Origin of the sequence: Streptomyces sp. 3330, assembly GCF_031456635.1 — a bacterium.
GTDB lineage: Bacteria > Actinomycetota > Actinomycetes > Streptomycetales > Streptomycetaceae > Streptomyces.
The window spans coordinates 15,403-35,747 of record NZ_JAVDVA010000010.1 but is presented as its reverse complement, the minus strand read 5'-3'; the positions used below and the strand labels follow the sequence as shown (position 1 = coordinate 35,747).

Annotated in this window: 22 protein-coding genes and 2 tRNA genes; 13 read left to right on the top strand and 11 right to left on the bottom strand. The window is 70.7% G+C overall.

Annotation, left to right across the window (positions count from 1 at the left end):
• The first annotated feature begins 59 nt into the window (after positions 1 to 59).
• The 4 genes from gyrB to J2X68_RS18300 all read left to right on the top strand — a co-directional run bounded on the left by gyrB (position 60) and on the right by J2X68_RS18300 (position 5,788).
• Positions 60 to 2,144 carry a DNA topoisomerase (ATP-hydrolyzing) subunit B gene (gene gyrB / locus J2X68_RS18315; protein ID WP_310433618.1) on the top strand — a complete coding sequence of 695 codons (2,085 nt, stop codon included), beginning with the start codon at positions 60 to 62 and terminating at the stop codon, positions 2,142 to 2,144.
• Between the two features lie 42 nt (positions 2,145 to 2,186).
• Positions 2,187 to 4,781 (top strand): DNA gyrase subunit A, encoded by a 2,595-nt coding sequence (gene gyrA, locus J2X68_RS18310; RefSeq protein ID WP_310433617.1) that lies wholly within the window; start codon positions 2,187 to 2,189, stop codon positions 4,779 to 4,781.
• A gap of 18 nt (positions 4,782 to 4,799) precedes the next feature.
• Entirely contained in the window at positions 4,800 to 5,588 is a 789-nt protein-coding gene (locus J2X68_RS18305) for a DUF3566 domain-containing protein (RefSeq protein WP_310433616.1), read from the top strand.
• 123 nt (positions 5,589 to 5,711) lie between these two features.
• Positions 5,712 to 5,788, top strand: a tRNA-Ile gene (locus J2X68_RS18300).
• A gap of 95 nt (positions 5,789 to 5,883) precedes the next feature.
• Here the strand turns inward: J2X68_RS18300 and J2X68_RS18295 are convergent.
• From J2X68_RS18295 to J2X68_RS18270, 6 genes are read right to left on the bottom strand one after another with little or no spacing between them, the layout of a single operon-like run.
• On the bottom strand, positions 5,884 to 6,054 hold the full coding sequence (locus tag J2X68_RS18295; RefSeq protein ID WP_310433615.1) for a hypothetical protein: 171 nt from the start codon (positions 6,052 to 6,054) through the stop codon (positions 5,884 to 5,886).
• A 34-nt stretch (positions 6,055 to 6,088) separates the two neighbouring features.
• On the bottom strand, positions 6,089 to 6,682 hold the full coding sequence (gene amaP, locus J2X68_RS18290) for an alkaline shock response membrane anchor protein AmaP (RefSeq protein ID WP_310433614.1): 594 nt from the start codon (positions 6,680 to 6,682) through the stop codon (positions 6,089 to 6,091).
• Between the two features lie 10 nt (positions 6,683 to 6,692).
• Positions 6,693 to 7,382: a DUF6286 domain-containing protein gene (locus tag J2X68_RS18285; RefSeq protein ID WP_310433613.1), complete on the bottom strand. Its 690-nt coding sequence runs from the start codon at positions 7,380 to 7,382 to the stop codon at positions 6,693 to 6,695.
• Positions 7,379 to 7,825, bottom strand: coding sequence for an Asp23/Gls24 family envelope stress response protein (locus J2X68_RS18280; RefSeq protein ID WP_310433612.1), 447 nt, complete (start codon positions 7,823 to 7,825; stop codon positions 7,379 to 7,381). Before J2X68_RS18280 ends, J2X68_RS18285 begins: the two co-directional genes overlap by 4 nt.
• Positions 7,822 to 8,049 (bottom strand): hypothetical protein, encoded by a 228-nt coding sequence (locus tag J2X68_RS18275; protein ID WP_310433611.1) that lies wholly within the window; start codon positions 8,047 to 8,049, stop codon positions 7,822 to 7,824. Before J2X68_RS18275 ends, J2X68_RS18280 begins: the two co-directional genes overlap by 4 nt.
• Positions 8,050 to 8,091: 42 nt before the next feature.
• Positions 8,092 to 8,526 (bottom strand): Asp23/Gls24 family envelope stress response protein, encoded by a 435-nt coding sequence (locus J2X68_RS18270; protein WP_310433610.1) that lies wholly within the window; start codon positions 8,524 to 8,526, stop codon positions 8,092 to 8,094.
• Between the two features lie 205 nt (positions 8,527 to 8,731).
• Here J2X68_RS18270 and J2X68_RS18265 point away from each other — a divergent pair, with 205 nt between their 5' ends.
• From J2X68_RS18265 to J2X68_RS18255, 3 genes are all read left to right on the top strand, one after another.
• Positions 8,732 to 9,511 (top strand): hypothetical protein, encoded by a 780-nt coding sequence (locus J2X68_RS18265; RefSeq protein WP_310433609.1) that lies wholly within the window; start codon positions 8,732 to 8,734, stop codon positions 9,509 to 9,511.
• Positions 9,512 to 9,587: 76 nt separating this feature from the next.
• The gene (locus J2X68_RS18260; protein WP_310433608.1) at positions 9,588 to 9,818 is read left to right on the top strand and encodes a hypothetical protein; all 231 of its coding nucleotides are present in this window, start codon (positions 9,588 to 9,590) and stop codon (positions 9,816 to 9,818) included.
• 115 nt (positions 9,819 to 9,933) lie between these two features.
• Complete coding sequence (locus tag J2X68_RS18255; RefSeq protein WP_310433607.1) at positions 9,934 to 10,287, top strand: VOC family protein; 354 nt, start codon at positions 9,934 to 9,936, stop codon at positions 10,285 to 10,287.
• Between the two features lie 252 nt (positions 10,288 to 10,539).
• Here J2X68_RS18255 and J2X68_RS18250 read toward each other — a convergent pair whose 3' ends face one another.
• A complete protein-coding gene (locus J2X68_RS18250) occupies positions 10,540 to 10,905 on the bottom strand; it encodes a DUF6344 domain-containing protein (RefSeq protein ID WP_310433606.1) in 366 nt (121 codons plus the stop codon).
• A gap of 348 nt (positions 10,906 to 11,253) precedes the next feature.
• Here J2X68_RS18250 and J2X68_RS18245 point away from each other — a divergent pair, with 348 nt between their 5' ends.
• Entirely contained in the window at positions 11,254 to 11,382 is a 129-nt protein-coding gene (locus J2X68_RS18245) for a DLW-39 family protein (protein ID WP_003999697.1), read from the top strand.
• 188 nt (positions 11,383 to 11,570) lie between these two features.
• Positions 11,571 to 12,959 carry a hypothetical protein gene (locus J2X68_RS18240; RefSeq protein ID WP_310433605.1) on the top strand — a complete coding sequence of 463 codons (1,389 nt, stop codon included), beginning with the start codon at positions 11,571 to 11,573 and terminating at the stop codon, positions 12,957 to 12,959.
• Here J2X68_RS18240 and J2X68_RS18235 read toward each other — a convergent pair.
• Together J2X68_RS18235 and J2X68_RS18230 are read right to left on the bottom strand one after the other, a co-directional pair.
• Positions 12,923 to 15,121: a protein kinase domain-containing protein gene (locus J2X68_RS18235; protein WP_310433604.1), complete on the bottom strand. Its 2,199-nt coding sequence runs from the start codon at positions 15,119 to 15,121 to the stop codon at positions 12,923 to 12,925. The genes J2X68_RS18240 and J2X68_RS18235 overlap by 37 nt on opposite strands.
• Positions 15,122 to 15,283: 162 nt before the next feature.
• Complete coding sequence (locus tag J2X68_RS18230) at positions 15,284 to 15,832, bottom strand: hypothetical protein (RefSeq protein WP_062644873.1); 549 nt, start codon at positions 15,830 to 15,832, stop codon at positions 15,284 to 15,286.
• Between the two features lie 180 nt (positions 15,833 to 16,012).
• On the opposite strand from J2X68_RS18230, the gene J2X68_RS18225 reads away from it, so the two are divergent.
• Positions 16,013 to 16,085 (top strand) — tRNA-Ala (locus J2X68_RS18225).
• An 87-nt stretch (positions 16,086 to 16,172) separates the two neighbouring features.
• Here the strand turns inward: J2X68_RS18225 and J2X68_RS18220 are convergent.
• Complete coding sequence (locus J2X68_RS18220) at positions 16,173 to 16,877, bottom strand: DUF5324 family protein (RefSeq protein WP_310433603.1); 705 nt, start codon at positions 16,875 to 16,877, stop codon at positions 16,173 to 16,175.
• A gap of 332 nt (positions 16,878 to 17,209) precedes the next feature.
• Here J2X68_RS18220 and J2X68_RS18215 point away from each other — a divergent pair, with 332 nt between their 5' ends.
• Positions 17,210 to 17,743, top strand: a complete 534-nt coding sequence (locus J2X68_RS18215) for a peptidylprolyl isomerase (RefSeq protein ID WP_310433602.1) — start codon at positions 17,210 to 17,212, stop codon at positions 17,741 to 17,743.
• 133 nt (positions 17,744 to 17,876) lie between these two features.
• The gene (locus tag J2X68_RS18210; RefSeq protein ID WP_310433601.1) at positions 17,877 to 18,767 is read left to right on the top strand and encodes a rhomboid family intramembrane serine protease; all 891 of its coding nucleotides are present in this window, start codon (positions 17,877 to 17,879) and stop codon (positions 18,765 to 18,767) included.
• Positions 18,768 to 19,044: 277 nt separating this feature from the next.
• Here J2X68_RS18210 and crgA read toward each other — a convergent pair whose 3' ends face one another.
• Positions 19,045 to 19,299 (bottom strand): cell division protein CrgA, encoded by a 255-nt coding sequence (gene crgA / locus J2X68_RS18205; protein ID WP_054242100.1) that lies wholly within the window; start codon positions 19,297 to 19,299, stop codon positions 19,045 to 19,047.
• Positions 19,300 to 19,439: 140 nt separating this feature from the next.
• On the opposite strand from crgA, the gene J2X68_RS18200 reads away from it, so the two are divergent.
• Positions 19,440 to 20,324, top strand: a complete 885-nt coding sequence (locus J2X68_RS18200; protein ID WP_399040237.1) for a DUF881 domain-containing protein — start codon at positions 19,440 to 19,442, stop codon at positions 20,322 to 20,324.
• The last annotated feature ends 21 nt before the right edge of the window (positions 20,325 to 20,345 follow it).

Genomic DNA, 20,345 nt, shown 5'->3' with positions numbered 1-20,345 from the left:
AAGGCTTACCAACGCAACATGCCGCAGCCGCTCCGGCAACCTGCCGACGAGCCTGGCTGGTGCTGTGCCAGAAAGGGCGCTTCGTGGCCGATTCCGGCAACCCCAACGAGAACATCCCGTCCACCGACGCCGGCGCGAGCGTCGAGGCAGCCGCCTCGACCAGCGAGGTCACCACCTCGTACGACGCCAGCGCCATTACCGTCCTCGAGGGTCTGGACGCGGTCCGTAAGCGACCCGGTATGTACATCGGCTCGACCGGCGAGCGCGGCCTGCACCACCTCGTGTACGAGGTCGTCGACAACTCGGTCGACGAGGCGCTGGCCGGCCACGCGGACACCATCGACGTGACGATCCTGGCCGACGGCGGCGTCCGTGTCGTCGACAACGGCCGCGGCATCCCGGTGGGCATCGTGGCGTCCGAGGGCAAGCCGGCCCTCGAGGTCGTGCTGACCGTGCTGCACGCGGGCGGCAAGTTCGGCGGCGGCGGTTACGCGGTCTCCGGTGGTCTGCACGGCGTGGGCGTCTCGGTCGTGAACGCCCTGTCGAGCAAGGTCGCGGTCGAGGTCAAGACCGACGGCCACCGCCACACGCAGGACTACAAGATGGGCGTCCCGACGGCCCCGCTCGTCCAGCACGAGGCCACCGACGAGACGGGCACGTCGGTCACCTTCTGGGCCGACGCCGACATCTTCGAGACCACGGAGTACTCCTTCGAGACGCTCTCGCGGCGCTTCCAGGAGATGGCGTTCCTCAACAAGGGTTTGACGATCAAACTCACCGACGAGCGCGAGTCGGCGAAGGCGACCGCCGGGGCGGACGAGGCGGGTGCGGACGAGAAGGACGAGGTCAAGACCGTCACGTACCACTACGAGGGCGGCATCGTCGACTTCGTGAAGTACCTCAACTCCCGCAAGGGCGAAGCGGTGCACCCGACGGTGATCGACCTCGAGGCGGAGGACAAGGAGAAGAGCCTCTCCCTCGAAGTCGCCATGCAGTGGAACAGCGGTTACAGCGAGGGCGTCTACTCCTTCGCCAACATCATCCACACGCATGAGGGCGGCACCCACGAGGAGGGCTTCCGCTCGGCGCTGACGAACCTCGTCAACAAGTACGCGCGCGACAAGAAGCTGCTGCGCGAGAAGGACGACAACCTCACGGGCGACGACATCCGCGAGGGTCTGACGGCGATCATCTCGGTCAAGCTGAGCGAGCCCCAGTTCGAGGGTCAGACGAAGACCAAGCTGGGCAACACGGAGGCGAAGACCTTCGTCCAGAAGGCGGTCTACGAGCACCTCAACGACTGGCTGGACCGCAACCCGGTGGAGGCGGCGGACATCGTCCGCAAGGGCATCCAGGCGGCCACCGCGCGCGTGGCGGCCCGCAAGGCCCGCGACCTGACCCGCCGCAAGGGTCTGCTGGAGTCGGCCTCTCTGCCGGGCAAGCTCTCCGACTGCCAGTCGAACGACCCCACCAAGTGCGAGATCTTCATCGTCGAGGGTGACTCCGCCGGCGGCTCGGCCAAGTCCGGCCGGAACCCGCAGTACCAGGCGATCCTCCCGATCCGGGGCAAGATCCTCAACGTCGAGAAGGCGCGGATCGACAAGATCCTGCAGAACCAGGAGATCCAGGCGCTGATCTCCGCCTTCGGCACCGGTGTGCACGAGGACTTCGACATCTCCAAGCTCCGCTATCACAAGATCATCCTGATGGCGGACGCCGACGTCGACGGCCAGCACATCAACACCCTGCTGCTGACCTTCCTGTTCCGCTTCATGCGGCCGCTGGTCGAGGCCGGGCACGTGTTCCTGTCCCGTCCCCCCCTGTACAAGATCAAGTGGGGCCGCGAGGACATCGAGTACGCGTACTCCGACCGGGAGCGCGACGCGCTGCTCGAGATGGGCCGCCAGCGCGGCAAGCGCGTGCGCGAGGACTCGATCCAGCGCTTCAAGGGTCTCGGTGAGATGAACGCCGAGGAGCTGCGCATCACGACCATGGACCAGGAGCACCGCGTCCTCGGCCAGGTCACGCTCGACGACGCCGCCCAGGCCGACGACCTGTTCTCGGTCCTGATGGGCGAGGACGTCGAAGCGCGCCGCGCCTTCATCCAGCGCAACGCCAAGGACGTCCGTTTCCTCGACATCTGAGTCGGTCTCAGCTGACCGCGTCAGAAAGGATTCCTACCAGCAATGACCGACGAGAACACTCCCGTCACGCCTGAAGAGGGCGGCGACGTCGTGATGCGTATCGAGCCCGTCGGGCTCGAGACGGAGATGCAGCGCTCGTACCTCGACTACGCGATGTCCGTCATCGTCTCCCGCGCGCTGCCGGACGTCCGGGACGGCCTCAAGCCCGTGCACCGGCGCGTCCTGTACGCCATGTACGACGGCGGCTACCGGCCCGAGAAGGGCTTCTACAAGTGCGCCCGCGTCGTCGGCGACGTCATGGGCAACTACCACCCGCACGGCGACTCCTCGATCTACGACGCGCTGGTCCGCCTCGCGCAGCCGTGGTCGATGCGGATGCCGCTGGTGGACTCCAACGGCAACTTCGGCTCTCCCGGCAACGACCCGGCGGCCGCCATGCGGTACACCGAGTGCAAGATGATGCCGCTGTCCATGGAGATGGTCCGCGACATCGACGAGGAGACCGTCGACTTCACGGACAACTACGACGGCCGCTCCCAGGAGCCGACCGTCCTGCCGGCCCGCTTCCCGAACCTGCTGATCAACGGTTCGGCCGGTATCGCGGTCGGCATGGCGACCAACATCCCGCCGCACAACCTGCGCGAGGTCGCGTCCGGCGCCCAGTGGTACCTGGAGAACCCGGAAGCCTCGCACGAGGAGCTGCTGGACGCCCTCATCGAGCGCATCAAGGGCCCCGACTTCCCGACCGGCGCCCTAGTCGTCGGCCGCAAGGGGATCGAGGAGGCGTACCGCACGGGCCGTGGCTCCATCACGATGCGGGCGGTCGTCGAGGTCGAGGAGATCCAGAACCGCCAGTGCCTGGTGGTCACGGAGCTGCCGTACCAGACCAACCCCGACAACCTCGCGCAGAAGATCGCCGACCTGGTGAAGGACGGCAAGGTCGGCGGCATCGCGGACGTCCGTGACGAGACGTCGTCCCGTACGGGCCAGCGCCTGGTCATCGTCCTGAAGCGGGACGCGGTCGCCAAGGTCGTCCTCAACAACCTGTACAAGCACACGGATCTGCAGTCGAACTTCGGCGCGAACATGCTGGCCCTGGTCGACGGCGTCCCGCGCACCCTCTCGCTGGACGCGTTCATCCGGCACTGGGTGGCGCACCAGATCGAGGTCATCGTCCGCCGTACGCGTTTCCGGCTGCGCAAGGCCGAGGAGCGGGCGCACATCCTGCGCGGCCTGCTGAAGGCCCTGGACGCCATCGACGAGGTCATCGCGCTGATCCGGCGCAGCGACACCGTCGACATCGCACGCACGGGCCTGATGGAGCTCCTGGAGATCGACGAGATCCAGGCCAACGCCATCCTCGAGATGCAGCTGCGCCGCCTGGCCGCCCTGGAGCGCCAGAAGATCATCCAGGAGCACGACGAACTCCAGGCGAAGATCACCGAGTACAACGCCATCCTGGCCTCGCCGGTCCGCCAGCGCGGCATCGTGAGCGAGGAACTGGCCGCGATCGTCGAGAAGTACGGCGACGACCGCAAGACGATGCTGGTGCCCTACGACGGCGACATGTCCATCGAGGACCTGATCGCCGAGGAGGACATCGTCGTCACCATCTCGCGCGGTGGCTACGTCAAGCGCACGAAGACGGACGACTACCGCTCCCAGAAGCGCGGCGGCAAGGGCGTGCGCGGGGCGAAGCTCAAGGAAGACGACATCGTCGACCACTTCTTCGTCTCCACCACGCACCACTGGCTGCTGTTCTTCACCAACAAGGGCCGGGTGTACCGGGCGAAGGCGTACGAGCTGCCCGACGCCGGCCGTGACGCGCGGGGCCAGCACGTCGCGAACCTCCTGGCCTTCCAGCCCGACGAGGCGATCGCCGAGATCCTCGCGATCCGCGACTACGAGGCGGCGCCCTACCTGGTCCTGGCCACCAAGGGCGGCCTGGTCAAGAAGACGCCTCTGAAGGATTACGATTCGCCGCGTGCCGGTGGTGTCATCGCGATCAATCTCCGTGAGACGGAGGACGGTTCCGACGACGAACTGATCGGAGCCGAACTCGTCTCGGCCGACGACGATCTGCTTCTGATCAGCAAGAAGGCGCAGTCGATCCGGTTCACCGCCACGGACGAATCCCTGCGGCCCATGGGCCGTGCGACCTCGGGTGTCAAGGGCATGAGCTTCCGTGAGGGAGACCAGCTGCTCTCGATGAATGTTGTTCGACCCGGTACGTTCGTGTTCACTGCCACAGACGGCGGGTACGCGAAGCGCACCGCCGTCGACGAGTACCGCGTCCAGGGTCGCGGCGGCCTGGGTATCAAGGCTGCCAAGATCGTCGAGGACCGCGGTTCGCTCGTCGGCGCGCTGGTGGTCGAGGAGACCGACGAGATCCTCGCCATCACGCTGTCCGGCGGTGTGATTCGTACGCGAGTCAACGAGGTCAGGGAGACGGGCCGTGACACCATGGGCGTCCAACTGATCAACCTGGGCAAGCGCGATGCCGTCGTCGGTATCGCACGTAACGCCGAGGCGGGGCGCGAGGCGGAGGAGGTCGACGGCGAGGTCGCCGTGGACGAGCCCGCCGAGGCAGCCACGACCACCGGCACGGACGAGGGTGAGTCGCCCTCGTCCGAGTAGCACGAGGAGTGAGTCATCGTGAGCGGAGCCACGGGCGCCGGTACGTCTGCCGGTACGGGAAAGAACGGCGGCGGCCGTGGCTCCGCCGCGCCGGCGGGGGACGCGCGTACGACCGACGCGCGGGGCGCCGGGGGTGCCGACGGGCGTGCGGCGGACACCCACACGACGCAGCTGAAGGCCATCAAGCCCTCTGCGGCCGACTCGCCCTCACCCTCGGCCGACACGCACGGATCGAAGGGATCCCAGGGGGGAACCGTGACGGACACCAGAGGCACCCAGGCCCAGCAGGAGGCGTCGCCGCTTCCCGGTGAGCGCCAGCCGCAGCAGCAGGCCGGGCCCTACCACCCGCCGCAGGCCTACCCGGCGCAGGCGCCCGCGGCGCCGGCCGCGGCCGGCGCCGTCCGCCGTCCCCGGACCGGGGCCCGCACCACGCCCCGGGTCCGCAAGGCGCGGCTGCGGGTGTCGAAGGCCGACCCCTGGTCGGTGATGAAGGTCAGCTTCCTGCTCTCCATCGCCCTCGGCATCTGCACGATCGTCGCGGCCGCCGTGCTGTGGATGGTCATGGACGCGATGGGCGTCTTCTCGACGGTCGGCGGCACGGTCTCGGAGGCGACCGGCTCGAACGAGTCGAACGGCTTCGACCTCCAGTCGTTCCTGTCGCTGTCCCACGTCCTGATGTTCACGTCGATCATCGCGGTCATCGACGTCGTCCTCGCGACCGCGCTGGCGACGCTCGGCGCGTTCATCTACAACCTGTCCGCGGGGTTCGTCGGAGGCGTCGAACTGACGCTGGCCGAGGACGAGTGACCTCTGCCGTCGCAGCGGTTTCAAACCCTGCCGTGGGTCCCGCGACTATCGATTTTGGGACTGCCCACGTCGTGCGCTAATCTTCAGGAGTCAGCGCGCGGGACACACACCGCAGAGCGCGGCGGGGCTATAGCTCAGTTGGTTAGAGCGCATCCCTGATAAGGATGAGGCCACAGGTTCAAATCCTGTTAGCCCCACCAGCCAAAAGACCCCCGGACCATCGGTCCGGGGGTCTTTTGACATCACCGGGCGACACCGGTTGCCCACCCGGGTCCGTCGCCGTGGCCGGGCTTCTTCAGGGGGCCGGGCGGCGGGTGGAGCGCCAGATGGAGCGGGCCGCCAGGTAGAGCAGATCGGCGATGAGGAGCAGTACGCCGACGGACATCAGGTAGAGCATGCCGTCCACGGCCGCGCCGATGGCGACCAGGGCGATTCCGGCGATGAGCAGGGCCAGGAAAAGGACCACGACGGGACCTCCCGGGAAGGGCTTGCGCGGGAACTCATGCGGTGCGTCGGGCTCGATGGCGGGCCTCCCTGAGCCGGACCTTCGACGGGAGGCTGTCCAGGCCGGCCGAGTCCCGTGCGTGGGCGAGTGTTTCGCGGCTCAGCCGTCCCAGAGTCCGCGCGGGCTCCGCGTAAGGCTCCAGCAAAAGCCGCACGCGTGCGGCGGGAGCGGTACGTCGGCCCGACAGCCGGACCTGAGCCCGGGAAACCCCGTTCAGGGACCGCGCCTCTTCCTCGATGGCGTCCTCCAGCGTTCGGCCGTCGAGCCGGGCCGGCGCGCCGTCCTCGCTCCGGACGAGGACCTGGTCCAGGCGACGTCCGCGCTGCGCCAGGAGCCACCACAGCAGCAGGACCAGCAGGACGGCGAGCGCCGCGATCACGGTCGGCCACCACCAGCCCTCGTCCCGCCACCGGGTACGTCCCTCGGCGCCCAGCAGCACATCGTCCGGCCCGACGAAGGGCCACCAGCCCGGCATGCCGAATCCCCAGCGGCGCTGGAGATCCAGCCCTCCCCAGAGCACGCCGCCGCCCAGGGCGAACAGCCCGAGGCCGAGAAGCCCCAGCAGCACCCGGTTCACCGTCCTGCGCATCAGGATCACCTCAGCCCTTCTTCGGGCGCCGGACGCGGACGGTCAGTGCGGGTTGCCGGGCGAGACCCAAGGACCTCACGGCTTCCTCCAGCGTGGCGGCCAGATCCTCGCGGACCTCGTCGAGTCCGCGGAAATGGGCCTGCGCCAGGACCTTGACCTTCCGGCGGCCCACAGCGATCCGGGCCGACCGGACACCGGGCACCCGCACCGCCCAGTCGCGCAGCACCAGAGCGGCCGCGCGGCGGTCGAGCCCGGCTCGGACATCCGCCGTGCCGGGGATGTCGGTGGGTTGCCGCATGGGCAGCAGCCTGCGCATGCCCGGCGTCACCGCCAGCAGGAAGATCCACACGCCCAGGGCCATCGCCACCGCGGCCCCGACGATCACCCAGACGTCGTCCAGTGGCCGGGTGGCCAGTTCCTCGGCCAGGTGCCGACGCCAGCTCATCGACGGCCGGCCTGCCCGCACCGAGACCACGTCGTACAGGAGCAGTCCGACGGCCGCGGCGGACAGCAGGGCCACCAGGGCCGCGGGAACGCGCCGCGCCGACCAGAAGCGGCGCCCCGACCGGCCTGACGCGCCGGTCGTCGCCATCGCGCCCGTGTCCGGGGTGTCATCGGCGGACGAAGTCGCCCGGCCGGGATCGGCGGGTAGGTCGCCGTCGCCGGCACCGGTCGGCTGCCGCCAGGTGTGCGCGCTCATCTCACCCTCTCCTGGTCCGTGTTCCGCCCCTGCACCGGGTGCAGCCTCTCGACCGACACCACGAGGTCGGACACGTCCATGCCGACCCATGTCCTGAGCCGTTCGGTGACCGCCCGGCGCACCGCCGCGCACTGCGCCCCGATGTCGGACGGATAGCCGAGCTCGACGGCGATGCGCAGCCGCGCCTCGCCGAGCGCCGTCTGCCGTGGCGCGGCGGACCCGGCGTCTCGTCCTGCGGTACTCCGCCTCGGTGCCCGCCGCACCGAGGTGTTCACACGTGGCGTCCGGCGGCCCGGCGGTACACGGCCGGCCGACTCGGTGAACCCGCTCAGCGCCTCGCACGCCACACGGGTGGCGATCTTCGCAACGACCCGGTCGGCGACGGTGAGCGCACCGCGCTCGTCGCGGGGAACGGCCGGACGCCGATCTGCTTCACCGGTCACTGCCGCCAGTCCCCCCGGGTCCGTCGCCGGTCGTCGCGGATCCGCTCCTGGCGGTCCCGGCGCCGGACGAAGTCGCCCGGTTCGAGATCGCCCTCCGTGAACCGCCCGACCACAAGACCGACGACACCCAGTCCCAGCACCAGCAGGAAAGCCCAGAAGTTACCGAAATACGCCGCGAAACCCAGCGCCATACCGGCCATCAAGCCCACCACGGCCCTGCTCATCACGCGCTCCTTCACTCAAGCCGGCCGCTCCGCGCGCCCCGGCTACTGAATGCGCTGCCGCTCCTCTCCTTCGTCCTCCTCGTCGGCGGGCAGCTTCACGTCGCTGACGGTGATGTTGACTTCCACCACTTCCCGACCCGCCATCCGCTCCACCGCGGAGATCACGTTCTCCCGCACCTCGGCGGCGACGTCCGTGATCGAGACGCCGTAGTCGACGACGAGCTCCAGGTCGATGGCCGCCTGTAGCTCTCCGACCTCGACACTGACCCCGCGCGTGGCGGATTTGCCGCTGCCGGCGCCGGGCAGCCGCTCCCGCATGGCTCCCATCGAGCGGGCGAGTCCACCGCCCAGGGCATAGACGCCGAGCACATCCCGTGCCGCCATCCCGGCGATCTTCTCCACTACCACGTCGGCGACGATCGTCCGGCCGCGAGAGCCGGGCGGACCGCCGACTTTCACGCCGGTGTTCTCAGTCATCGTGACATTCCTTCCTCAAAAGCTCATATGCCTATCTCTTTTGATATTCTAGTCTTTTTAGTAAGTTTTTGACCGGATGTGTTGCGGGAGATGGAGCGGTTATCCGAGGGGCCCGAACGTCCCGCCCGGGCCCTTCGCGGACACCCCGACCGCAGGGCGGGCGGGACGAGAACCGGAGCAGGGGGAGCAAGAGGGTGAGAGGGCGGTGGAGTCCGAGGCGTGGGCGCAGGCGGCACAGCTCCGGCTGGACCTCGGCCGGCTGCTGCCGCTGGGCGGGCCGGGCGACGGGACATGGATCACCGAGCAAGCGGCCGTCGGGGTCCTCGGGCGCGCGGCTGCCGCGGTTCCCGGTGTTCGGCTGGAGTCCCTGCGCATAGGGCCGGCACCGCTCGAGCCCGTGTCCGAACCGGCCGTGCGTCCGCCGGCCAGCGCGCTACCGCCCGGCCCGCTCAGGATCGAAGCCGCCTTCGCCTCATCTCTCGGTCGGCCACTGCCCGAAACCGCCGCCCAGTTGAGGAGCGCGTTGCTCGATGCGGCCGCTGAACGGCTCGGCCTGGCCACTGTCACAGCCGACCTGCGCGTCACGGATCTCCAACTGGGCTCGGAGACGGTCGTCAGGCCACCCATCGCGACGAGGGCCACGGAGCCCGCGCCGGACGCGGCGGCCGCAGCCCCAGCCGCGCGAAGCCTGCCCCCGGAGACCGGAACACGACCCACGCCGGGGCCCGTCGGTGAGCTGGCGGACGTCGCGACGGCTGTTCCGGGCGTCGCCCGCCTCACCGCCGCATGGGGAAGCCGCCCGGTCAAGGTGCAGGACTTCGACGATCCACCCGGCCGCCACATCGAGGTCCACCTCGCCGTCGCGGCAGGGCACCATCCACTGGACGTCGCCCTCGGCGTCCGGGCCGCCGTGGCCCACGCCGCCGCCACGGACGCCACGCGCCCGATCGCCGTCGCCGTCCTCGTCGCGGAAACAGCGGCCTAGTGCCGCCGAGTTCGGCCTCTTCGCGGGGCACGGCACGCTGACGGCGGAGAGCTGCCCCGAGGAGCCGCTGGGCGAGGTGTCGGGCAAGAAGAAGGTCACCTGTGTCCGGGACGGCGACGCCTGGTGCCGCGAGGCCGGGGACCGCCACGAGTACGCGGTGCCCGACGACGGTGCGGTGATTCGCCTGATCGCCGACGAGGACAAGGCCGACCGCGCCGTTCTGCGCGAGGCCGCCGAGGCGGTCCACCGCCCGGACGGCGCCGAACTGGCCGCACTCCTGCCGAACGGCGACGGCGCGGACGCCTGACGGGACGCCACGACGGCTGCCGCGTAGGACGAGGCCACAGGACACGTCCGTCTCGGCCCCACCCGTGCGAAGGCCTGGCCGGGCCGGCGGGCTCGGGGCGGCCTAGGCTGCGCGGATGACCTTGCAATGGGAACAGGTGATCGTCCACTCGGCGGATCCGGTGGCCTTGGGGCAGTGGTGGGCCACGGCTCTCGGCTGGGTCGTGGTCCATTCCTCCGACGACGAGTTCGAGATCCGTCCGGAGCCCGATCGCCTGCCGGGGCTGGAGTTCGTCCGGCTCGACGAGATCAAGCAGGCCAAGAGCCGGCTGCATCTGGACTTCAGGCCCGATGACCAGGCGGCCGAGGTGGCGCGTCTCGAGGCCCACGGCGCGACGCGTGTCGACATCGGCCAGGGTGACCAGCCGTGGGTCGTCCTGGCGGACCCCGAGGGCAACGAGTTCTGTGTCCTCGGGCGGAGGCATCCTTAGGCGCCGGCCCGTAGCGCCGTCGACCCGCCCCTGAACCACGGGACTGCCGGGTCGGGGACGCGTGGCCGGGTGCGTGGCCGTGCATCTGGCGGGGCGCCGCGTGGCCGGGCGTGTGGCCGGGCGTGTGAGGAATGCGGTGGGGCATGGCGAAGGCCCGGGGGCTCCTGGGGGAGCTGCCGGGCCTGCTCGTGCGGGCTGTACGCAAGTTCGCCGTTACGTCGGGGGAGGCGGCACGCGGCGTGCCGGGGGGGCTCAGCGCTGGAGCGGGGTGGCCGGCTCGGCCGGGTCCGCGGAGTCGCAGGAGGCGGCGGTGTGCTCGGCCGCTTCCGCGTCCGGGAGGCCGCGGTGGCGGCAGCTGGGCGACTTGCCGTGCGCCTCGGCGCGGATGCGCTGCTTCATCGTGGGGGGCAGGGAGCGGGCTTGGGCCCACACCCAGGGCGCCGCGACCGTCGGCCGAGCCGTCGTGTCGGCGGTCGTCACATTCTCGCTGCTGCGCGTCGGAGCGGTCTGCGCGGCCGCCGTGGTGGCGGTCGTCGTGATGAGTCCGAGCGCCGTGCACAGCGCGAGGAAGGCGGTGACGATGGCGGTCCACAGCTTCATGACCCTGTTCTCGGGCATGGCCCCTCACTTTCGGGTTGGGTGATTTGCGTACTTTCCTCATGATGTGTATGAGCGCCGTGAAGTGGTGGACCGACGCTCGCGGCGTGGCGTTGTTCTGATGAACACCACCCGGATGGCCGCAAAGGCCTCTAAAAGCCCAGAAGTGAGGATCAGACGGTATGAGGAAGGGCAAAAGTCACCGTCCGTGCGGGTGTGATCACCCTCCGATCGGAGCGGCGCGATCCGGTTCTACTGCGCTGCCGAGGGCGGCAGTTGGGGGCGGACGCAGGTCACCGATCGGTCTCGGTCGGTGTGTATAGTCGGGCGCCAGAGGTCCCCTACGTCAAGGAAAGACGAGGTCGCGCGGTGAAGAAGCTTCTCCTGGTCGCACTGGCCGCCATCGGCGGGCTCCTCGTGTACCGCCAGATCCAGGCGGATCGCGCCGAGCAGGATCTGTGGACGGAGGCGACCGACTCCGTGCCCACGGGTTCGTGAGTATCGATACCGAAGACTGAACAGACCCCGGCCGCTCGCGGTCGGGGTTTTGTGTTGCGTGTCCCCCGGACCGGGGTTAGAGGCGGCCTTTTCGGACGCTCGTACGGAATGCGGGGGCGGCACGCGCGCGTGCGGGGGAGGATGGCCCACGTTCGGTCGAAGGCGAGGGGGCGGAGGGGGCGGGGTCGATGGCCCGGCGTACGGGGCGTGGAGCGGCCGTGTGGCGGGCCGTCGTACGGAGCGCGGTCGTGACGGCGGTGCTCGGCCTGTCGTGGGCGGCGCAGCCCGCACGGGTCGCCGTGGCCGCGCCGGAGGTCCCCTCGTACGCCTTCGCCGACGACGTCCGCAGCGCCCCCGCGACGAAGGGCACCACCGGCGCCGCCCGCCTGGAACCCGGCGCGACGTACCGGAGTTCCCTCCAGGGCGAGGACAAGGCCTACTACCGCCTCGAACTCGACGGCGTCTCGGACGTCTACGTCTCCGTCACGGCGATCCCGCGCGCGCGGGCCACGCTCCTCGCCGGGGACGGGATCAGCGTCTCCGTGCAGGACGCCGACAGCACCACCTGCTCCTCCGACTCCGTGACCGTCGGGGTCGCCGGGAGCCCGCAGCCGCTCACCGCCTGGGGAGCGCGCGAACTCCTGCCCGGCAAGGGGCTGTGCCGGAAGGCCGGGACGTACTACGTGGTCGTCGAGCGCACCGGCACCGGCGGCGGCGAGGAGGACACGGACCTGTCCGGCAGCCGGTCCTGGGACCTGGAGCTCGCGCCCGTCTCCGAGGCGCCGCTGGCGAAGGCCGCCGCCACGGGAGCGCCCGAGGTGTGGGACTCCGCCACGCCCACGCCGCCCGTGGACGAACCGGTCTCGGCCCGGGGCGGGGCGGGCTTCGCCGAGGCGGCCGCCGTCCGGCCGGGCGTCTGGAGCGACGAGATCGTCCCCGGGCAGACCCTCTTCTACAAGGTGCCCGTCGACTGGGGCCAGCAGCCGTCCGCCACCGTCGACCTGGGCAGCGCGGACACGAACTCCGGGTACGTGGTCGACGCCCTGGACCTCACGCTCTACAACCCGGTGCGCGCCTCGGTGAAGGACACGGGCATCGGTTACGGCGGCAGCCAGAAGTCGGCCTCGCTGCCCCCGCTCCCGCCGGTCGGCTACGCCAACCGGTACGCCCCCACCGACCCGACGAAGTCCCTGCGGTTCGCCGGCGCGTACTACCTCGTCGTGCACCTCGCCGCGCAGGTCGCCGAGCGTTTCGGCGAGGGGCCCTACGGGCTGACCCTGCGCGTCGGCCTCGGCGGCAGCACCCGGGCCGGGCCGGGGTACGCCCGGCAGTCGGTGCCGCGCGGGTTCTTCGACGTCGGGGCGCCGGACCCCGTGCTCGCGGCGGGCGGGGACACGGCGGCCGCCGACGCGTCGGGTGACGGAACGTCGGGCGGCGACCCCGCGATGAAGGCGGTCGCCGTGGGCGGCATCGGCACCGGAAGCGTGCTGCTGATGGTGCTCGGGGTATGGACGCTGACCGCCCGGCGCCGGTCGGCGGCTCAGATGCGCGTCAACGCCCAGAACCCCACGGCGTAGCAGGCCAGCGCGAGGAAGAGCAGCGGCAGCGCGATTCCGGCGGGCGGACCAGGACGGCGCGCGGCGCGGTGCCCGCGCCGACGGCCGTGCGGGGAGACGACCTGCGGGGTGGAGAGGGCCTGAGGCGCGTGAGGGGCCTGCGCGTGCGGCGGGTCCTGAGCGGTGTACGAGGCGGTGGACCCCTCGCCGTGCCGGCCGCGGGTCGGCAGCACGAACGTGGGCTCGTACGGGGGCGCGGCCATGGGGCCGGGCGTCGGCGCGTAGGCGGGGGGATGCGGAGGGGAGGGCTCCGCGTCGCCGGGGCCGGGGAAGGAGCCGGTCGCCGGTCGCGGGGGCGGCAGGTGGAAGCTGCCGGTGTCCGACATGGACGGGGCGGGCGTGGGGGCCGAGGCCGCCGACCGTGGCGTCGGTCGCGTGGGCCGCCGCGGATCGGTGGGCGTCGGATCCGGTTCCTGACGTGGGTCGTTCGGCCCGAACCCCGGCGCATGACCCGGTACGGAGGGCGCGGACGGCACGGATCCCCCACCCGACCACGCCCCACCGGTGCCGTTTCCGGTACCGTCGCCCGCGCCCGTCCCCGTGCCGACACCCGAGCCCGATCCCGCGCCCGTCCCCGTGCCGACACCCGAGCCCGATCCCGCGCCCGTCCCCGTGCCGACACCCGAGCCCGATCCCGCGCCCGTCCCCATGCCCGAGCCCGTACCAGCGCCCGGGTGGGCCGGATCAGGCGCTCGGTTCGGCCGGGAGGGCAGACCACCTGTGCCCGGGTGGACAGCAGCGGCGGCCGCCGCGGGACCGGAGGGGAGGGATCCGGTGCCCGTAGGGGCTGTCCCGGGGGCCGCTCCCGGACGGGCGGGCAGCGGCCCGGTGCCCTGGGCGGCCGGCCGGGGCGTGCCGCCGGGAGGTTCCGAACCGGGAGCGGCACCGGGACCGGCCGGCCCGGGCGGGGTGACCGGGCGGCCCGCGCCGGGCGCGGCGCCCGATCCACCGGGGCCGGAAGCGGCGCCCCTCTCTCCCGGGCCGGAAGCCGGAGCGGGGCCATCCGGGCCGAGCGCGGCGGCCCGGCCGGCCGGCTCGCGCGGGTTGCTCAGGTGCCCCCTGCCAGAGGCGCGCGGGCCGCCCGCCTCGGAGGTGCCGTACGGCCCGCCCGCCTCGGAGGTGCTGGGTCCACCCTCCGGGTCGGGTGGGGTGGAGGGGCGGTCCGGCTCGGGGGCGGTGTGCGGGTGGGGCTCGGGGGTGGTGTGCGGGTGGGGGGACAGGGAGGTGGGGGGCCTCGGGCGCCTGGGCGGGCCGTCGGGACCGAACCCCGGGGGCAGCGGGCCGAGTTGGTCGAAGATCTCGATCAGCTCGTCGTCCGGGCCGGGCTCGGGCAGGAGTTCGGCGGCCGCCGCGAGCGCCTTGCGCGCCCCTGTGGCCGTACGGAAGCGCGCCTGTGGGTCCGGCTGGAGGAGCGTGGCGACCACCTGCCACAGCGGCTCCGGAACGCTCTTGGGGGCGCCCGGAGTTCCGTGCTCCGCGAAGTACTGGACGAGGGCCTTGGCGTCCGGCTTGGCGCCCTCCAGGAGATACAGCGCGACCAGGCCGACGGCGAACAGGTCGGCGGGGAAGTCCGGATCGGAGCCCATCATCTGCTCGGGCGCGAGGTAACCGGGCGTTCCCACCACCAGGTTGGTCTCGGTCAGCCGCGGCTCGCCCAGCCGCATGGCGATGCCGAAGTCGGAGAGCCTGAGGCGCGGACGTGCCGTACCGGTGGCCTCCAGCAGGATGTTGGCGGGTTTGATGTCGCGGTGCACGACACCCTCCGCGTGGACCGCGGTGAGACCGGAGAGCAACTGGTCGAGCAAGGTGCAGACGAAGACCGGGGGCAGCGGGCCGTAGTCGCCGACGAGGTGGACCAGCGAGCCGCCGGCGACCAGATCCATGGTGAACAGGACCTTGTCGTCGTCGGCGGCCCAGCTGGCGGGCGCGAGCACATGGGGATGGTCGATCCGCAGCGCCTGCTCGCGCACGAAGCGCAGCAGCGCGTGCGCGTCGCTCTGCTGGAGCACCTTGGCGGCCACGTAACGGCGGCGGCGGTGGTCCCAGGCGCGCCAGACCGCGCCGACCCCGCCGCGACCGATCGGGTCGGCCAGTTCGTACCGTCCGGCGAAGACCTCACCCATGGCTGTGCGTCGCTCCTCCCCCTGGTCCCGCTCGGGTCTCCCCCTCTGCCTTCCCCCGCGATGAGCGATACGACCCCCGTGTGCCCCGCTGCGTCCTGATGCCCCCGTGGCTGGTGCCTACCGCCCGGCTGCCGAACCCCCTTCGGCGACCGGGCCGAGGGCTCAGCTCTGGTGGGACTGGTAGTGCGTGACCGCGTCGGAGGTACGGCCGGCGCCGTACACCCGGAGGAACTCTGCCAGTTCCGGGTGGGTCGGGGCGAGAGTGTCGGCGGCGTCGATGATGTCGCCGGCGGCGGCCACCGAGCGCAGCAGGGACTGGATCTCGCGGACGACCCGCTTGACCGTGGGCGCTCCCGAACCACTCGTCGTCTGCGTGGTGTTGCTCAGCACCGAGCCCCCCTGGGACCGCTTGATCTCGTCCATGCGCTCGGTCGCCTCGGCGGCGCTGACGCTGCCGTCCGCGACCTGCGACGCCAACTCCTGGAGCAGCTGCACCCGCTGCACCACGGCCGGGTTGCCGATCTTCGCGCGCTGACCGCTCATCAGCTGCGACAGCATCGGCGCCGAGAGGCCCAGTACCCCAGCGAGACGAGCCTGGTTGAGGCCAAGATCGTCGATGAGCTTACGGAAGAGCGCCCCCAGCGGCTCTCCGTACCAGTTCCGCTGAAGTTCCCGCGCTCTCGCGGTCGCTTCCTGCTGTGCGGCGTCCATTGCGTCTCCCCATCGCTTCCCCAGAAACCGCGGTTCGCTGTAGCGAACCGCGTCCGAGCATCTTACGGAGCGTGGTCATCCGCGGGGACCCCCAATCTTTTTGCGAGATACCCCGGGTGACCCGGTACTCTGGTCTGCGGCGCCCGCCGGTACGAGGTTTTCCGGCCGGACGTCTCTTGCGGGGCCTTAGCTCAGTTGGTAGAGCGCTGTCTTTGCATGGCAGATGTCAGGGGTTCGACTCCCCTAGGCTCCACCTGGAAAGACCCCGCCCACCTGCGGAAACGCAGGTGGGCGGGGTCTTTTGCCGTTGAGGTGGGGGCGCGGGCCGACCGCCGACCGCTCAGCTGCGGTCGTCGCGGTTCGCGGCCTCCTCCTCGGCCTCCTTGGCCTGTACCTCGGGGTCGAGGACCGACGGGTCGCTGCTGCCGTCCACCGAGGCCAGGCCGCCCGAGGCGGGCACCTCCGTGGCCGCCGGCGGCTCGACCAGCCAGTCCGGGTTGGCCTGCTTGTCCCACCACTTCCAGGCCGCGTAGGCGCCGCCGGTGACGGCGCCGAGGACGATCAGCGCCTTGGCGAGCTTGCCCGCCTTGGCCCGCCGCCGGTGCTTGCGCATCAGCTTCTCGATCTCCTTCGGCGTCACCTGACCGCGCAGGGCGGCCAGCGCGGCGACGCCTCGGGCGGCGGCCTCGTCCTTCACGGGCCCGGCCGCGGCAACCGCCTGCTCGATCCTCGGCCGGGAGTACTCGGCTGCCTGCCGTGCGACCAGCCGGGTGCGGGCGGCCGCTTCCTGCGCGGCCAGGTCGACCTTCGGCGGGACATGGGTCTTCGCCTGTTCCAGACGCGGGGCGACATGGGCGTCGTACTGCACGCGGGCCTGTTCTGCGGCCAGCGACACCTTGGGCGCGAGCCGTACACGGGCCTCGTGCGCGTAGAGCGCGGCCCGTTCCTTGGCCGTGTCGGCGTAGGGCGCCACCACTTCCGCGGCGTGCAGCACGCTGTCCTTCGCCGAGCCGGTCGCGGCGCGCACGCTGTCGATGCGGGTCACGGGTTCCTCCTCCTCGGTGGCGTACGGTATTTCGACTTTCCACCCTTTTACGGATCATGCCTGTCAATGGCCGTCCCGGCATGCGCGGACGGGCATACGAGTGTTGATCACATGCGATAGGGGACGGATCGAGGGCTAGGGCAACAGAGGGTCGGCAGAGCGACAAAACCGACGATGCCACGGATCGGCACCGCCCGCTCCCGTCCCGGACGAGTCGGATGCTTTTGTGTACCCGGACCGACGCGTCTGATGCCGGTGCGGGCCGTCGGACTGCGGCGGCGCCGGCCCGTGCGAGGATCTGAGGGTCACAGAGAGACAACGGAAGGCAGACCGTGGCCGAGCACCTGTACGCCACCCTGAAGACCAACCACGGCGACATCGAGATCCGGCTCTACCCGGACCACGCCCCGAAGACGGTCAAGAACTTCGTCGACCTCGCCACCGGCGGGCGTGAGTGGGTCAACCCGGAGACCGGCGTGCGGTCCACGGACAGGCTGTACGACGGCACGGTCTTCCACCGGGTGATCAGCGGGTTCATGATCCAGGGCGGCGATCCGCTGGGCAACGGGACCGGTGGCCCCGGCTACCAGTTCGAGGACGAGTTCCACCCCGACCTGCGCTTCGACAGGCCCTACCTGCTGGCCATGGCGAACGCCGGCCCGGGCACCAACGGCTCGCAGTTCTTCATCACCGTCTCGCCGACGGCCTGGCTGACCCGCAAGCACACCATCTTCGGCGAGGTCGTCGACCCGGCCGGCCAGAAGGTGGTGGACGCCATCGCGGCCATCCAGACCAACCCGCGCACCGACCGTCCGCTGCAGGACGTCGTCATCGAGTCGGTCGTCGTCGAGAGCCGCAAGAGCTGAGGCGGCGCCACGGCGCACCGGGAACCAAACGCCCTGCTCGTCCGTAAGGATGAGCAGGGCGGTTCCTTTCCGACGACGCCGACTACTCCGATACTCGACCCCGACGACTCGGACGACTTTCTTGGGGGAGCCCATGGACCAGGCGCCTGGCAGCCGGCAGGACGACGCGCAGAGCGGCCTGCCCGTCTGCTACCGGCACCCCGACCGGGAGACCGGCATCCGCTGCACCCGCTGCGAGCGCCCGATCTGCCCGGAGTGCATGGTCAGCGCCTCCGTCGGTTTCCAGTGCCCCACCTGCGTCCGCGAGGGCTCCGGTACGGGGCACGCGCCCAGTGCCTCCCAGCCCCGCACGCTGGCGGGAGGCGTGGTGACCGCGGATCCCCGGCTGCTCACCAAGATCCTCATCGGGATCAACGTGGCGGTGTTCCTCGCCGTGCAGGTGCGGTCCTCGCTGCTGGACAGCCTGGTGCTGATCGGCCAGTGGCCGCCGGCCCCCTTCCATCCGACGGAGGGCGTGGCCGAGGGCGAGTGGTACCGCATGGTCACCTCGATGTTCTCGCACGAGGCTCCCTGGCACCTCGCCTTCAACATGCTGAGCCTGTGGTGGCTCGGCGGCCCGCTGGAGCAGGCGCTCGGCCGGGCCCGCTATCTGTCGCTCTACCTGGTGTCGGGCCTCGCGGGCAGCGCCCTGAGCTATCTGCTCGCCTCGCCGGGCACCGCCACCCTGGGTGCCTCCGGCGCGATCTTCGGTCTGTTCGGCGCGACGGCCGTCCTGATGCGCCGGCTGCGCCAGGACATGCGGCCGATCGTCGCCCTGCTGGTGATCAACCTGGTCATCACCTTCGGGTGGAGCGGCATCTCCTGGCAGGCCCACATCGGCGGTCTGGTCGCCGGGGTCGTGATGGGGATCGGCATGGTCCACGCCCCTCGCGAGCGGAGGGCCCTCGTCCAGTTCGGCACCTGCGCGCTGATGCTGGCAGTCGTCGTGGTGGTGACGCTCCTGAGGACCGTCCAGCTCACCTGAGCGCGCTGTTGTCCACAGTCTGTGTCGAATCTTGTGCACAACGTGCGGGAACAGCTTCGCCCCCTGTCAACAACCTGCGTTTGTACAGGTCAGACAGGGGGCGAACGTTCTTTCGAGTGAGGGTGACAGCCGGTAGTTACGTCACACCGGCGTCAACCTCCGGTGAGTTATCCACAGATCGTCTTTCTTTTCCCCATGTGGAAAACTGCTGTGGATAACTCAGGGGATAACCCTGGGCAGAGCTAGCCGGCCTGGGCTTTCTCCGCTGCCCGCGCCGCTACTTCCACTGCGTGGAGACGCCGAACCCGGCCGCGATGAACCCGAAGCCCACGACGATGTTCCAGTTGTCCAGCTTGTCGATGGGGAGCGAGCCGTCCGTCACGTAGAAGACCACGATCCAGGCGAGGCCGATGAGGAACATGGCCAGCATGACCGGCGCGACCCAGGCACGGCTGTTCAGCTTGATGGCGGTCGCCTGCTTCGCCGGAGGCGGCGTGTAGTCGGCCTTCTTGCGGATACGTGACTTCGGCACGAGGGTCTCTCCTGTCGATGCGCTGCGTGGCCGCGCAGGTGCTGGATCGGGCTCGGGGGCTGCGTGCTAGGGGACTGAGAGGCTCCCCCGGGCGTCCGTTAGCGTAGTGCTTCTACGGCGCCGAAGGAGATAAGGGTACGTTGAGCAATTCTGCCGACTCCCCCCGGACGGGTACAACGGGTTCAGCCCCCGATCCCACCCGTGTTTCCGCTCCCGGCTCCGCACCCGATCCCTCCCCGGCCGGTTCGGCGGCCCCCGACCGGCCCGCTCCCGCCCTCTCCTCGCCCGACCGCCGGGGCGGATTCCGGCCCGTGCGGGTGCTCACCGTGGGTGTCTTCGCCCTCGCGGGGCTGCTCTTCTTCACCAGCTTCAACACCGCCAAGGGCACCAACATCCGCACGGACGCCTCCCTGCTGAAGCTGTCCGACCTGATCCAGGAGCGCAGCCAGAAGAACGGCGAGCTGGACGAGACGAACGGGGCCCTGCGCGACGACGTGGAGTCGCTGGCCGAGGCGGACGACGGCAGCACCCAGGCCGAGGACGACAAGCTCGCGGGGCTGGAGAAGGACGCCGGGACCCAGAAGGTCAAGGGCGAGGCCATCACCGTCACCCTCAACGACGCCCCGCCGAACGCCACCGCCAAGCTCCCCGGCTACCCGGAGCCGCAGCCCGACTACCTGGTCATCCACCAGCAGGACCTCCAGGCCGTCGTGAACGCGCTCTGGCAGGGCGGCGCCCGGGGCATCAAGGTCATGGACCAGCGGCTGATCTCCACCAGCGCCGTGCGCTGCGTCGGCAACACCCTGATCCTCCAGGGCCGCGTCTACTCACCGCCGTACAAGATCCAGGCCGTCGGCGACCCGGAGAAGCTGCAGCAGGCGCTCGCCGAGGCCCCCGCGATCCAGAACTACATGGTCTACGTGAACGTCTACGGCCTCGGCTGGAAAGTCACCGAGGACGGGACGGTGACTCTGCCCGGCTACTCGGGCACAGTGGATCTGCACTACGCCAAGCCTGTGGAGTAGGGGAGCAGCGGCCGCCGGGGG